We start from the raw sequence: 13,272 nt of genomic DNA, 5'->3' as shown, positions 1-13,272 counted from the left end.
ATTCTAAACAAAAATCATTATAATATCAGCAGATATTTTTAATAGCATAAACCGATATTGTCTATTGCTTCACAGAAATTGTTACCCCCGAAAAAGTGGACTGTACCGGGGTAGAATTTATCTGACATCATTCTTATCAAATATATTATTATCCACATATAATATCTAAGCGCTATACCGAAAAAAATATTGGAGGAACGACAGCGGGGATGCTGTTTCTTGCCTGGACCGGTTTATTTTCTTTATTTTTAGGCTTTTCTGTTGACAAACACCCGGAAATATGAAGAAATCCCGTACCTGGCTTTATGCATTGATTCTAGTGGCTTTAGGCGTTATTGTTTTATTGACCTGGAAATTGCGGGAGCCAGCGTCACCGAAAACACCGGTGCATACCATTGCCGAATTAAAGACACCCAATGTTGAATACCAACAGCATCAGGGTAAGACCGGCGTCCGTACGGAGGTCATTTTACCTGACAGCACGTCCGTCATCCTGAATGCTGCATCTATCCTGTATGTCCCGACAAACTACGCATCCGGCAACCGTTCCGTGATCCTTGACGGCGACGCTTTCTTTGATGTGAAGCCCGGAAAAGACAGCTTCACCGTGACCAGCGTTATCCTCAAAGCTACTGTGCTGGGCACCGCTTTCCGTATGCGTTCCTTCTCCAGTCAGCAGGGAGCCACTTTCTACCAGCTGGAAGGCGCCAGCCGGGTGGGCAAGTCCTATCATTCTGCCACCGACAATCAGCCGGAAGTACTGGAACGCGGACAGATGGTGCTGGCTAACCGGGAGATAGACCTGATGGAAAAAGAAACCTATCATCCCGAAGAGCTGGAGACCTGGCTGTCCGATATCCTGCGTATTCAGAACGCCAATCCGATGGCCGTGTCCCGCCTGTTGGAAGACTGGTTTGGCGTGGAAGTGGAAATGCACGGCGACGCCTCCAAGGCACGCATTATTACCGAAGCGCTCTTCTTCAACGCCTCTCTCGATGATGTGTTGAGTAACCTCAGCGACCAGCAAGGCTTTAAGTACAAAATTGATAAGAATAAAGTGATACTCACTTTTTAGTATATCCATCAACGTGATTCAGGCCCGGCGTTAATCCACGCCGGGCCTTTCCATGTGCCTCATAACGACCTGCACCGGCCGATGGTACCGATTAGCGATTCACCCGACATTTTTGTAATTTTAGTACAATTAAAGCGCTCCATTTATGAAAAAACTATCCTTACTGCTGCTGACGCTGGGCAGCGCACTCGGACTGTACGCACAAACAGCGCCGTGCTGCCATACAGACGCCGTGACAGAATTTACCGGGCTCGCTAACCGGGAAGACTTCCGGATGGCACACAAGGACCCGCTCCCCTACACCTATCAGGGCACTGCCGGCACGGAAGTGAGCTTCCCGGCACCTGATGGAAAAACAGCCTACGGATTTCTCTTTAAGGCCAGGAAGCCTACCGACAAATACCTGTTTGTATTTCAGGAATGGTACGGCCTGAACGACTACGTAAAAAAGGAATCCGAAAAGCTCTACAACGACCTCGGCGGCGCGGTAAACGTGCTGGCAGTGGACATGTATGACAAGGTAGTGGCTACCAACCGCGAAGAGGCAGCTAAAACCATGCAATCCGTGCCCAGGGAACGACTGAAAGCGATCATGGAAGCAGCCCGCAATTATGCCGGCAAATCCGCGAGCATAGTGACACTCGGCTGGTGCTTTGGCGGCGCCATTGCGCTGCAATCCGCACTGATTAACGGCGACAGGAACATGGGTTGTGTGATGTATTACGGTATGCCGGAAAAAGACGTCAATGCGCTGAAACAGCTACATGGCCCGGTATTGGGACTTTTCGCCAATAAAGACAAAGGCATCACCCCGCAGGTGGTGGACGAGTTTGAGCAAAACATGAAAAAAGCAGGGAAAACGCTAACGGTTGAACGTTATGATGCAGAACATGCTTTCGCTAACCCCAGTAATCCAATTTACAACAGCGATGCTACCAAAGATGCCTATACGCATACCATCGCGTTTCTGAGGGAAAGATTCAAGTAATTATTTGGCTATTTTTTTATTTGATTATTTTTTTATTGAAAATGCAGCGAAGACCATGTTTTGTTCGCTGATCTTCGCTGCATTTTCAATAAAAAAATAATCAAATAAAAAAATAGCTAGATGGCTCCCAGGCGCAGCAGCAGTTCTTTCGACTTCTTCACCCCTTCTTCCTCAGACAAGCGATTACCTTCGTATTCAATGCCAATGAAGCCGTCTTTATAGCCTGCATCTTTTACGATTTGCAGCATGCGTTTGTAGTCGATGGTCGTTTCATTTCCGGCATCATCGAAGTCGTAAGTTTTAGCACTCACCCCTTTAGCAAAAGGCATCAGTTCCTTCACTCCTTCGTAGCGGTCATATTCTTCCAGGCAGGTAGTTTTGGCCCATGCTTCCGGTGTATTGTTTTCCGGTTTACTTCTCTTGATACAGAAGTTGCCCAGGTCGGGCAGCGTACCGCAGTTAGGCATGTTCACCGTTTTCATGATATTACTTAACCATTTGCCGTTAGAGGAGAAGCCACCATGGTTTTCCACGATCACATTAATGCCGTGGTCTTTTCCGAAAGTAGCCAGTTTGGTCAATGACTCAATAGCCGCTTTGGCCACCTCTTCTGCTTTGCCTTCACCGGCAGCATTAACACGGATAGCGTGGCAACCGAGGAACTGTGCCGCTTCCACCCATTTGTAATGGTTTTCCACAGCCTGCATACGTTTTTTAGCGTCGAGGTCTCCCATTTCTCCTTCTCCGTCGCACATAATCAGGACGCTGCGTACACCGTTATCATCGGCACGTTTTTTCATATCGGCGAGGTAAGCCTGATCTTTCGCTTTGTCTTTAAAAAACTGGTTCACATATTCTACGCCGGTGATGCCGAATTCATTTTTAGCGCGGGCGGCGAAGTCGAGGTGATTCATTTTACCGGCGAAGAGCGCTTTGTGGAAAGACCATTCCGCGAGAGAGATTTTAAAGAACAGTTCTTTGGCAGTTTCCGTACCGGCGCCGGCTTCCGGTTGACCAGCGCTGTCTTTCGTGCCATTCGCGTCTTTAGTGGATTTACCTTCATTACAGGCTGCCAGTACAGCCGGCAGGAAACCGATGCCCATCGTGTACAGGCCCATTTGGCGCAGGAACTGACGGCGGTTGTTCGTGTTACTCATATAACGTGGGTTTTTAAAATTAACAGTGACTAAAAATATTGATTTCAGCGGGGTAAAGCAAGTTTGTTGCCAGAAATGACAAAAAAGCCCGGAGCGTTGGCCCCGGGCAATATGATGACAGGCAAAGATGACAGGGACCTAGTTTTCAAGAAACTGCATTACTTCTCTGATCACCGGCTCCTGGCGCATGATGCGGAAATGCCCTTCCCCGGTGATACGCAGCGCGTGTATAGACGGATACTGTTCCACATAAGCGGTGACTTCCTTTTCATCCACCAGTGTGTCTGTGGTATCGTAGGCGAAGAATATTTTTTCTGCTTTGATCTGATTGATGTAGCGGTGGAGGTCCAGCTCTTCCAGGTCTTCGTGTAGCCGTTTGTGTATCAATTGGCGCAGTGGCGGCATCACCACAGGATGTATCCGGAATAGCTGCAGGGCTTCGTTAAAAAACACCGGGGCGCTGAGTGCACAACTCAGCATCACCAGACGGGGCACCTGTACCATTTTCCGGGAAAGTGTCAGCGCTGCGTTTAGCCCTCCCAGTGAGTGCCCGATAATAGCGTACAGCGGGCCTTCCCGGGCTATCACCTGTTCCAGCACATGGCTCCACTGCACCAGATTGGTCCGTTTGCCGTCCGAATCACCATGCGCCGGCGCATCGTAAGCCACCACTTCATATCCCTGTGTGACGAGTGTATGAATGAGCTTTTTGAAATGGAACGGACTGCCGCCCCAGCCGTGCAACAGCAGTATTTTTTTGTCCGAATTGCCCCAGCGGTAAGTTGTGATGGCCATAGGCCGTTCATCGAACGGATAACGGGTAACGGTGAGATGACTCAGCTGTGCCGTGTCACGCAGTTCCAGGTGAGATGAGCGGACTTTCGTGCCGGGTGGCGTACAGTACAAACGATAAAACAGGCGGGCCGTAAGCCCCGGAAAGGGTTTACTCATGCCGGATAGCAGGAAGGCTGTCATCCGCAGTGACAGCGGTAAAATCTGTTGTTGCATCTTTCAGACCGATTGGTTTATTTTTTAGCCTAAAAAAATCACTGTCCAAGATGTCCCGCATCATTTACAGTGACGTTTGATTTCCTTTCTTAAAAAATCCAGCACCACCAGCATCTGGCGGTTGTTGTTCGTTATACCGGTGACGAAAATAGCGCCTTCCAGCATGGAGAACATCAACACGGCAAACCGATCTTCATCCCAGTCTTTCTTAAACTCTCCGTTTTCCTTGCCCAGCAGCACCAATAGCCGGATACGGTCCTGAAAATACTGCACCAGTTCCTGTACTTTCTTTTTCAGGAGCGGATTGGTATCATCTGCTTCCACGCCGAAATTCAGCATGGGACAGCCACCGGCGATATCGCGGTTGAGCGGGTAACGGGCATAGTACGAAAATAAAGCCTCGAATTTCCGAAGGGCTGTTGGCTCCGGTCCGGTTACCGCTTTGAGCCGCTGCTTTTCCTGCTCCGCGATGTAATCAAATACTTCCGCCACAATTTCCTCTTTGGAGGAAAAGTTGCCATACAGCCCGCCTTTGGCCAGCCGCGTGGCTTCCATAATATCACTGATAGCTGTGCCGGCCACCCCTTTCTGGTTAAAAATGGGCGCCGCCGTTTCAATGATAAACTGCCTCGTTCTCGCTGCTTTACTCATGATCCTAAAATTAGACCTTTCGGTCTTATTTAGCAAATAAAAAATTGACGGCCGGGGCAATGCAGTTAAATTTCCCGGGGAATCCGGGATGATGCAGGCGGGTGGTGATCGCGCATCTCCGATGGAATTGATCATAAATCCCCGGGCTTACGCCCGGGGCAATGTTATTCAGCGTCATTGAAGCTGTCGTGGTTTAGAAAAGGCGCGCTGATTTGTTTTCAGCAATCGGATAATATTGTTTTGCAGACGCAGTATGATCATTTTAGCGTCCGTTGGAGCCCAGTATGTTATCCACAGCGGTGCCATAAGCGGCGCCAATAGGAATGGCTATATTACGGATATACAGCGAGGTACGGTCGGCACGTTCTACCTTATCATTCGCCACGATATAGGAACGGTGCACACGGGTAAAAAACGTTGCCGGCAGGAGGTCCATGGCTTCCTGCATAGACAGCCGGGAAATCAGCCGGCGGTCTTTCAGGATAAAATTCACGTAGTTGCCCGCACTTTCGAGGTATAAGATATCTTCCAGCATGATCTTAAACTGCTCATATCCGCTTTTCAGGAAAATATAGGCCGGCGCTTCTTTAGGCTGAGGGCTTTGTTGTTTCAGCTGCCACAGGCTGTGGGCCTTGTTGCATGCTTTGATGAAACGGATAAGGGAAAATGGCTTCAGCAGGTAATCCACCGCGTCCAGCTCAAAACTTTTGACCGCATGTTCGGAATAAGCAGTGGTAAAAATGGTCATGGGTGGTTGCGGCAGACTGGAAATAAAATCCAGTCCGGATATATCAGGCATTTTTATATCGAGGAAAAGGAGGTCTACCTTCTCCCTGCTCAGAAACTCCATGGCTTCGTAGGCGTTGGTAAAATAGCCTTTCATTTCCAGGAAGGGCACCATGGCAGCGTGATTTTTTATCACGGCCAGGGCCACTGGTTCATCATCAATTGCAATGGCGGCAAGCTTCATAACACTACATTTTCCGGTAACAAGATAGGGATTTACGAAATTCTGCCGAGCAACAGGTTCTTGATCTGTTGCCATAGTTGGCGGTACTGCCGGTTTTCACGGCGCTGCCAGTCCTTTACGATAGCCGCAGCTTCTTCGCGGCGCAGTTCCCGGGTACTTTCAAACACTTCGTCCACAATTTCCTTATCGGCTGTCAGCGCAGCTTCCTGATAATGCTGCAGCAGTTCTTTGCCGGCTTCTGTTTCCAGCCTTGCGGCAGCGGTGCTTTGTGTGGTGGCGCTGGCGAGTCTTTCCTCATATTCACCTTTAGGCATCAGCACTTTACTGAGCAGTGGCATGATCTCTATCAACGTGATGATAAATACGATGAGCCGGTACCGTTGTTGTAAAGCGGGGTGCTCGTCGGTGAGCTCATGCAGGGCTTCTATCTGCGCCAGAAAACCGTCTGTCAGCGTGCCCTGATAGATGGTCTCCTTCAGGCTGTCGGCGCTGTGCATGGCTGCCACCTGTACCTGCAACTGTTGCTCTTTAGGTTCCCATTCGTGCTTCATGAGTGCCAGTTCTTCTTCTGACTTCATGTAAGCCGATTTTTTTACGCGGGCAACAGAAGACTCTCCTATTCTGCCCGAGCCGCCGGTACCATCGGTTTCTTTGATATAGGCGTCTTTATAAAATTTCAGTTCGCTCTCTTTCTGCTGTAGTTGTTGCCGGCCGCGGTCCAGCGATTGCTGCAACTCCGCCCGTTGACCGGCATTCATGGCGGTCAGCTTTTTACGGTAAGCATCGAGCTTGGTCTGTTTACTCAGTTCCAGTTGAGCGGTGATATCTTTCTTAAACAGCATCAGCACCACCGGCTGGGATATAAAAAGCCCGATGGTAACGGCCAGCAATAAACGAAATGCCACCGGCATAAACCGCATATTACCGTTACCCCGGGACATGGCTGCAATCAATGTTCTGTCGATGGACAGAATGGCAAAGCCAAAGAATAACGCCAACGCCAGCACGATCATATCATCTTTCACGATGGTGGAGAAAAAATACCCCCATGCCAGGGTGGCAAACATCCAGGTCACGAATACGGAAAGACCGATGATACGGTACCTCTCCCGCTCCGTACGGCATTCTGCCAGAATATCGGCGTCAGCGGCCGCCAGCCACCACAGGAAGCGCGTGAGTCCATCCGGTGCCGGCAACGGCTTAATTTCATCTTTGGTATTGATATCTTTCTTTAACATCTTCTATTAATCTTTAACATCTATCGTGAGGTGTACAAAAAATTCGGTGGTGGTATGTCGTATGCTCAGCTCATGGCGATTAGGATATAATAACGCCAGTCTTTCTTTCACATTGTTCAGTCCTATGCCCATGCTATCACGTTCCGGATCATTTTCCGGGCGCGGATGCACGCTGTTGTATACGTCGAAGAAAAGTTGTTCACTGTTGCAGCTAAGCGAGATCACGATGCGGGAGCGGTTTCGCAGGCTGATACCATGCTTGAAGGCATTCTCCACAAACGGGATGAGCAACATCGGCGCTATTTCATGCCCGCACTGGCTGTCATCGATATTCACTTCGATCAGGATATCCGGGGAAGACAATACCCGCAGCCGTTGAAGATCGATGTAATTTTGCAGATAGGCCACTTCCTTGTCCAGCGGAATTTTAGTCAGATGGTTATCGTGCAACATAAACCGCATCATGTCGCCCAGCTTCTGAATACCTTCGCTGGTACGGGGTGCTTCTTCCTGTAAAGCAGTGCCATACAGGGTATTCAGCGCATTGAACAAAAAGTGGGGGTTGATCTGCGCCCGCAGGAAATCCAGGTTGGCCGTGGAATGACCCAGCGCTGTTTGCAGTTTCCTGACGGTGGTCACCTGTTTCTGGCGGGATACATAAAGAAACCAGGCGACCGGCAACACAACTCCAACGCATATCAGCACGCCAAAAACGATCAGGGGCACGAACGTACCGGCGCCGCCGTGGCGGACAGCCCTGATAATCAGCCCCATCAGGAAGTTCGTTCCCAGCACCAGCAGCGCGACATCCCGGATCATGACCCGTTGATTATGATGTACGAGCTTAAAATCCGGGATGATTTTATAGTAAAGGATGAAAGCAACCCCAATGATAATGGGCCCGAAGTAGAACATCAACCAGAAAGCATCTCTGGAATCACTGAAAATAAGCGCCATAATGGCCAGCAGTATACCGGAGATGATCAACACCTCACGGGCTATTTTCCGGTAGTAGGGATTAAGAAGGATGCGCTCGTGCAGATAGTTGAAATAAGTCTGCTTCACAAAATAATACACTACATACAGCACACCGCTGAAGAGCGTTGCGATGAAGGCTGATTTCGCAAAATGCGTATGGGCGCCCTGTATCGTATTATACACACCGAAAAGGTACCCGTTGTAATAAGAGCCGGCGATCATCATCCCCAGGAAAAATATCAGCCCGGTCAGCGCCAGCAGGGAAATACCGCCCCACCATCTTTTCTGCTCCAGAAAACGGGGAACGATCACAAAGTTCACCGCCAGGAAACCGGTATACACCAGCACAATACGCGTCATAGACGGCAGCAGGTAATGGATATAATAATCGAACACCTGATCATACTGGGCGAACTTTCGTCCATAGATTTGTTGTAACTCAAATACATTGTAGATAACACTGGGATACAGCAGGCCGAACAACAGCAGCAGTGCTAACCCTGATGCCACACCAAACTCTAATTTCCTGAATTGGTCCATAAGCGGGAATATTTACGGCAATATTAGCTATTGAAAAGGTGCAGCCAGTCAAAATGGGATGAAAAGGCCGGATTATGGGATGAATCTCTGATCTTTTATTATTTTCAGGTCTTCAAATTTACACCTTATGAAAACATCGAACAGAAGAAAATTTCTTGGTACCGCCGCCACCTTATGTGCCGGCAGTGCCGCAGCCGCTATGCCACTGTCCGCCGGCAACCACAAATTCCCTATCGTGCATCATGTGTTTTTCTGGCTGAAAAATCCCGGCTCCACTGCCGACCGCGACAAACTGGTGGAAGGTATCAAAACGCTCTCCCGTATTCCGGCCGTGGGCCAGCTGCATGTAGGCATCGTAGCCGGCACAGAGAAACGGGAAGTGGTAGACAGCAGCTGGGCCGTATCTGAACTGATTTTCTTCCGTGACCTGGCCTCACAGGCAGCTTATCAGACACATCCCGTCCACCTCGATTTCGTGAAAAACTACAGCTCCCTGTGGGAGAAGGTGGTAGTATACGACGCACAGGAAGTATAAACGCATCACAACCATGGCAACAGAATACTGGATGCAGGGACCTGTAGCAGGTATCCCTGCTTTATTGCAGCCCGTAGCCCATGCGCTCTTACAAGCCAGGGCCGAAATTAACGCGCTGATGGCCGGTTTCCCCGAAGACCGATTGTGGGAACAGCCTGCCGGCATAGCTTCTCCCGGTTTTCATTTACAACACCTGCGCGGCGTGCTCGACCGGCTTTTTACCTATGCACAGGCACAGCTGCTGTCGCCGCAGCAGCTGGAAGAACTGGCTGCGGAAGGTAAGCCCGCTGGCGGGTCTGCCGCCCTGCTGGAAGCTTTTAATCAGCAGGTAGATAAAGCGCTGGCGCAGCTATCGCAGACAGATCCGGCCACGCTGACGGATTTCAGAGGCGTTGGTCGCAAGCAACTGCCTTCCACTGTACAAGGGCTGCTGTTCCATGCGGCAGAACATACGATGCGGCATACGGGGCAGCTGCTGGTGACGGTAAACGTCATCAAAAAAGGGCTGTAATCAGCCCTCTTTCTTTGGTTATTTTTTCTTGTTGAATTATTTACGAGCGGGCAACTGATACACCGCATTATCCGTCACGCCCTTCCACTTATCTGTGCGGAAGGGTGCAGCCGGCAGGCCCTCCCGGTTAAAGAGATTACCATCGGCGGCATCGTCTGCCCAGTTGTAGCGCACCGCCACCGGGGCTGTCACCTGATCGCTGTATACTTCTACTTTCCCATTCACGATCGCTGCTTTGGCATAGTGAAAATGCTGATCGGCACCGGCTACCTCGAAGCCTTTCAGATAACCGTAGCGGTCTTTTACCACCAGCCCCGATCCCGTATCGGTGAAGGATATCAGCGCTTTATTACCGCTGATGTCCATGGATTTGAATGCCGGTCCGGCAGCCACCATCGGTTGGGCATATACGTTTTTCAGCACATTCCAGGCGAGGCGTTTGCCCACGTCCTGTTTGTTTCTGGGGTGGATATCATTTCGTTCGCCGATGTCCGTTATAACGGCCATGCCTGTATTAGGCAGCGACAGCGTCATGGCTTGCGCTTCCCGCAGTTCGGCCCAGCTGCTGCCGTTGTTGCTGTTACCTTCTCCTTTACCATGGGTGGCATCGAAGCTGGACAGCTGCACAAAATAAAAAGGGAAATCGCCCTGTCGCCATTGGTTGCGCCAATCGGTGATCATCAGCGGAAACGACTGACGGTATTGGTAGGCGCGACCGGCATTACTTTCTCCCTGATACCAGATGGCGCCTTTGATGCCATACGGCAGCAGCGGATGTATCATGGCATTAAACAGGCAGGCAGGATAACCATTGGGGCCTGTGATAGAATCGATGCCCAATGGTGCAGACATCATGTCTTTGAATGTTTCGCTGCCCAGGAAGCCTTTTTTACTGATCCAGGCTTCCACCTGGGTACCGCCCCAGGAGGTATGTATTAATCCTATCGGCACCTGCAGGTCTTTATACAGTTCACGACCGAAGAAATAGCTGACAGCGCTGAAGCTGCCTACATTTTCAGGAGTAGCGGGCAGCCAGCTGGCTGCTGCCACGTTGTCCAGCGGCTCTTTGGCGACGGCCCTTTTCACGGTAAATTCCCGCACCTGCGGGTAATTGGCGGCCTGTATCTCTTCCGCGCCCCTGCTGGCATCTTTTACATGCCATTCCATGTTGGACTGCCCGGAGCATATCCACACATCGCCCATCATGACGTTGTCGCAGGTGATATTATTTTTTCCGTTGACAGTCAGCACGAATGGGCCGCCAGCTTGTTCCGGCTTCAGTTTCACCATCCATTTGCCATCGCTGCCGGTTTTCACGGACTGTTTTTGTGATTTAAACTGTACGGTTACTTTTTCGCCTTTATCGGCCCAGCCCCAGATGTACACGGGCTGGTCGCGTTGCAATACCATACCGCTGCCGAAAAATGCCGGTAAGGTCACGTTGGCGGATATACTCTCTGCTATTAACAAACAGGCTGCCAACAGCCAGGTGGGTTTGATCATGGTTGATAGAATTTGCGTGCTTTTGAAAGGTAAAAAGTAATAAAAAGAATGTTCCGGTGCAACAGACACTGGTACAATCAGGGATACTTTATTAATTTTAGTCTACCGGCGGCACAGTCATGTGTTGCCCGCTATCAAAACCAGTATCCAACATTGCAAATTTGCTTTATGAGACATCTTTTTTTATGGCTGGCCGTCAGTCTTATGTGGACCGGCCTACAGGCGCAACAAACACAGAAGCCACCACTACACGGAAAAAACTGGATGGCCGTTACCGGCAAACCGCTGGCTGCCACTGCCGGCGCCATGATTTTCCAACGGGGCGGTAATGCCGTAGATGCTGCCTGCGCCATGCTGGCAGCTACCTGTACCATGTGGGACGTATTAAGCTGGGGAGGCGAAACACAGGCATTGATCTACAACCCCAAGACCGGGAAGGTGATCGCCATCAACGCGCTGGGCGTAGCACCCACCGGCGCCACACCGGAATTCTTCAAATCAAAAGGATATGATTTTCCGCCGGAATACGGTCCACTGGCGGCTGTTACCCCCGGTACCGCCGGCGGCCTCTGTTATATGCTCGCACAATACGGCACCATGAGCCTGAAAGAAGTGCTGGCACCCGCTATGGACATGGCCTCCGGGTATCCGATAGAAGCACAGACCGCTAACAGCATAGAACGCGGCAAAAAATATATTCAACAGTGGCCCTATAGCAAAGCGGTCTTCCTCACCCACCCCGGTGAAAAAAGAGAAGCGCCGGAAGCCGGGGAAATGTTTGTACAGAAAGACCTGCTGGCCACGCTCTCCAAAATGGTGGAAGCAGAACAGGAGGCCCTGAAAAAACATAAAAGCCGAAAAGAAGCCATCATGGCAGCATACGACCGGTTTTACAAAGGAGACATCGCAAAAGAATTTGTACGCGGTTGCCAGGAACAGGGCGGCCTCATCACCCTCGAAGACCTGGCGCGCTGGAAACCGATCGAAGAAACGCCGCTGCATGTTAATTACCGCGGTATTGAAGTCTACAAATTACAGGAATGGACACAGGGACCGATGTTGCTGCAGAGCCTCAATATCCTTGAGAACTTCGACCTCAAAGCGATGGGCTACAACTCTCCGCAGTATATCCATACGCTTTATCAGACCATGAACCTGACTTTTGCTGACCGCGATTTTTATTATGGCGATCCCTATTTCAATAAGAACAGGGCTATCGAAGGACTGCTGCACAAAGACTATGCGAAAGCGCGGGCCAGACAAATCCTGCCTGAACGCAACGATGCTGCCGCCGGTCCGGGCGATCCGTATCCTTATATCGGCAAAACCAACCCCTATCTGCATTTCCTTGAAGAGCGCAAAGGTTATATGGATACCACCAACGGCCGCAAGCCCGGTGGTTTTGTCCCCAAACATGATGCGACCACTTTCAGGGCCGAAACAAATATGGACCAGCTGTATGCACAACAGGCCGCAGACAGCGCCTACCACGATCGCCTGTGGCGGGGCACCACCAGCGTGGAAGCAGCGGATAAAGACGGATGGGTAGTATCTGTTACGCCCAGCGGTGGCTGGCTGCCAGCCTGCATCGCAGGCCGCACAGGTATTGGTATGAGCCAGCGCCTGCAAAGCTTTGTGCTGGATTCTGCCATCTGTCCGTTTAACGTGATAGCACCTGGCAAAAGGCCCCGCGTTACCCTTACACCGTCCATGGCACTGAAAGACGGCAAACCGTTTCTTTCCTTCGCCGTACAGGGCGGAGATACACAGGACCAGAACCTGTTGCAGTTCTTTCTCAACGTGGTGGATTTTGGCATGACAGTACAACAGGCGACGGAAGCGGCCAATATCAATACCAACCAGTTATGGTTGTCGCTCGGCGGCAGTAAGGTCAGCGATCGTATGCCCAGGCCGGGAAGTTTGCTGCTCAACAGCAATACACCCGAAAAAACACGCAGCATGCTGGAAGGCATGGGATATCATCTCAGCTTTGAACAGCGCACCAGCGGGCCTATCAACGCAATTTACCTGGACCGTAAACATGGTACCCTGTGGGGTGGCAGCAGCAACCATGGCGAAGACTACGGAATAGGCTGGTAAAGCACGTAGGAATTTTGA

General features: G+C 50.6%; 12 protein-coding genes. 5 read left to right on the top strand and 7 right to left on the bottom strand.

Annotated features, from left to right (window positions below; translation table 11 throughout):
- Window positions 1-280: 280 nt before the first annotated feature.
- Window positions 281-1,075, top strand: a complete 795-nt coding sequence (locus ICL55_RS27440; RefSeq protein ID WP_188103638.1) for a FecR family protein — start codon at window positions 281-283, stop codon at window positions 1,073-1,075.
- Window positions 1,076-1,220: 145 nt separating this feature from the next.
- Window positions 1,221-2,063 (top strand): dienelactone hydrolase family protein, encoded by an 843-nt coding sequence (locus tag ICL55_RS27435; protein ID WP_188103636.1) that lies wholly within the window; start codon window positions 1,221-1,223, stop codon window positions 2,061-2,063.
- A 116-nt stretch (window positions 2,064-2,179) separates the two neighbouring features.
- Here the strand turns inward: ICL55_RS27435 and ICL55_RS27430 are convergent, their stop codons facing one another.
- The 6 genes from ICL55_RS27430 to ICL55_RS27405 form a co-directional block, all read right to left on the bottom strand.
- Window positions 2,180-3,220, bottom strand: a complete 1,041-nt coding sequence (locus tag ICL55_RS27430; RefSeq protein ID WP_188103633.1) for a sugar phosphate isomerase/epimerase family protein — start codon at window positions 3,218-3,220, stop codon at window positions 2,180-2,182.
- Window positions 3,221-3,358: 138 nt separating this feature from the next.
- On the bottom strand, window positions 3,359-4,228 hold the full coding sequence (locus ICL55_RS27425) for an alpha/beta hydrolase (RefSeq protein WP_188103631.1): 870 nt from the start codon (window positions 4,226-4,228) through the stop codon (window positions 3,359-3,361).
- Window positions 4,229-4,288: 60 nt separating this feature from the next.
- The gene (locus tag ICL55_RS27420) at window positions 4,289-4,879 is read right to left on the bottom strand and encodes a TetR/AcrR family transcriptional regulator (RefSeq protein WP_188103628.1); all 591 of its coding nucleotides are present in this window, start codon (window positions 4,877-4,879) and stop codon (window positions 4,289-4,291) included.
- A gap of 262 nt (window positions 4,880-5,141) precedes the next feature.
- Window positions 5,142-5,849, bottom strand: a complete 708-nt coding sequence (locus ICL55_RS27415) for a LytR/AlgR family response regulator transcription factor (RefSeq protein WP_188103626.1) — start codon at window positions 5,847-5,849, stop codon at window positions 5,142-5,144.
- A 32-nt stretch (window positions 5,850-5,881) separates the two neighbouring features.
- Window positions 5,882-7,087 carry a DUF4407 domain-containing protein gene (locus tag ICL55_RS27410; protein WP_188103623.1) on the bottom strand — a complete coding sequence of 402 codons (1,206 nt, stop codon included), beginning with the start codon at window positions 7,085-7,087 and terminating at the stop codon, window positions 5,882-5,884.
- A 6-nt stretch (window positions 7,088-7,093) separates the two neighbouring features.
- A complete protein-coding gene (locus ICL55_RS27405) occupies window positions 7,094-8,605 on the bottom strand; it encodes a sensor histidine kinase (RefSeq protein ID WP_223151621.1) in 1,512 nt (503 codons plus the stop codon).
- A 127-nt stretch (window positions 8,606-8,732) separates the two neighbouring features.
- On the opposite strand from ICL55_RS27405, the gene ICL55_RS27400 reads away from it, so the two are divergent.
- Window positions 8,733-9,140, top strand: coding sequence for a Dabb family protein (locus ICL55_RS27400; RefSeq protein ID WP_188103621.1), 408 nt, complete (start codon window positions 8,733-8,735; stop codon window positions 9,138-9,140).
- 13 nt (window positions 9,141-9,153) lie between these two features.
- Window positions 9,154-9,651 carry a DinB family protein gene (locus tag ICL55_RS27395; protein WP_188103619.1) on the top strand — a complete coding sequence of 166 codons (498 nt, stop codon included), beginning with the start codon at window positions 9,154-9,156 and terminating at the stop codon, window positions 9,649-9,651.
- Window positions 9,652-9,687: 36 nt separating this feature from the next.
- On the opposite strand, the gene ICL55_RS27390 is transcribed toward ICL55_RS27395, so the two are convergent.
- A complete protein-coding gene (locus ICL55_RS27390) occupies window positions 9,688-11,154 on the bottom strand; it encodes a sialate O-acetylesterase (protein WP_188103616.1) in 1,467 nt (488 codons plus the stop codon).
- Between the two features lie 168 nt (window positions 11,155-11,322).
- On the opposite strand from ICL55_RS27390, the gene ICL55_RS27385 reads away from it, so the two are divergent.
- Window positions 11,323-13,254 (top strand): gamma-glutamyltransferase family protein, encoded by a 1,932-nt coding sequence (locus ICL55_RS27385; protein WP_188103613.1) that lies wholly within the window; start codon window positions 11,323-11,325, stop codon window positions 13,252-13,254.
- Window positions 13,255-13,272 lie beyond the last annotated feature (18 nt).

Origin of the sequence: Chitinophaga varians (assembly GCF_014529945.1) — a bacterium.
Taxonomy (GTDB): Bacteria; Bacteroidota; Bacteroidia; order Chitinophagales; family Chitinophagaceae; genus Chitinophaga; species Chitinophaga varians.
The sequence above is the reverse complement of the archived record's forward strand: the minus strand, read 5'-3'. Positions and strand labels throughout refer to the sequence as shown.

Excerpts from the sequence above, each read along its gene's own strand:
- ICL55_RS27440 (WP_188103638.1), top strand. The coding sequence starts at position 281 with ATGAAGAAATCCCGTACCTGGCTTTATGCATTGATTCTAGTGGCTTTA.
- ICL55_RS27435 (WP_188103636.1), top strand. The coding sequence starts at position 1,221 with ATGAAAAAACTATCCTTACTGCTGCTGACGCTGGGCAGCGCACTCGGA.
- ICL55_RS27430 (WP_188103633.1), bottom strand. The coding sequence starts at position 3,220 with ATGAGTAACACGAACAACCGCCGTCAGTTCCTGCGCCAAATGGGCCTG.
- ICL55_RS27425 (WP_188103631.1), bottom strand. The coding sequence starts at position 4,228 with ATGCAACAACAGATTTTACCGCTGTCACTGCGGATGACAGCCTTCCTG.
- ICL55_RS27420 (WP_188103628.1), bottom strand. The coding sequence starts at position 4,879 with ATGAGTAAAGCAGCGAGAACGAGGCAGTTTATCATTGAAACGGCGGCG.
- ICL55_RS27415 (WP_188103626.1), bottom strand. The coding sequence starts at position 5,849 with ATGAAGCTTGCCGCCATTGCAATTGATGATGAACCAGTGGCCCTGGCC.
- ICL55_RS27410 (WP_188103623.1), bottom strand. The coding sequence starts at position 7,087 with ATGTTAAAGAAAGATATCAATACCAAAGATGAAATTAAGCCGTTGCCG.
- ICL55_RS27405 (WP_223151621.1), bottom strand. The coding sequence starts at position 8,605 with ATGGACCAATTCAGGAAATTAGAGTTTGGTGTGGCATCAGGGTTAGCA.
- ICL55_RS27400 (WP_188103621.1), top strand. The coding sequence starts at position 8,733 with ATGAAAACATCGAACAGAAGAAAATTTCTTGGTACCGCCGCCACCTTA.
- ICL55_RS27395 (WP_188103619.1), top strand. The coding sequence starts at position 9,154 with ATGGCAACAGAATACTGGATGCAGGGACCTGTAGCAGGTATCCCTGCT.
- ICL55_RS27390 (WP_188103616.1), bottom strand. The coding sequence starts at position 11,154 with ATGATCAAACCCACCTGGCTGTTGGCAGCCTGTTTGTTAATAGCAGAG.
- ICL55_RS27385 (WP_188103613.1), top strand. The coding sequence starts at position 11,323 with ATGAGACATCTTTTTTTATGGCTGGCCGTCAGTCTTATGTGGACCGGC.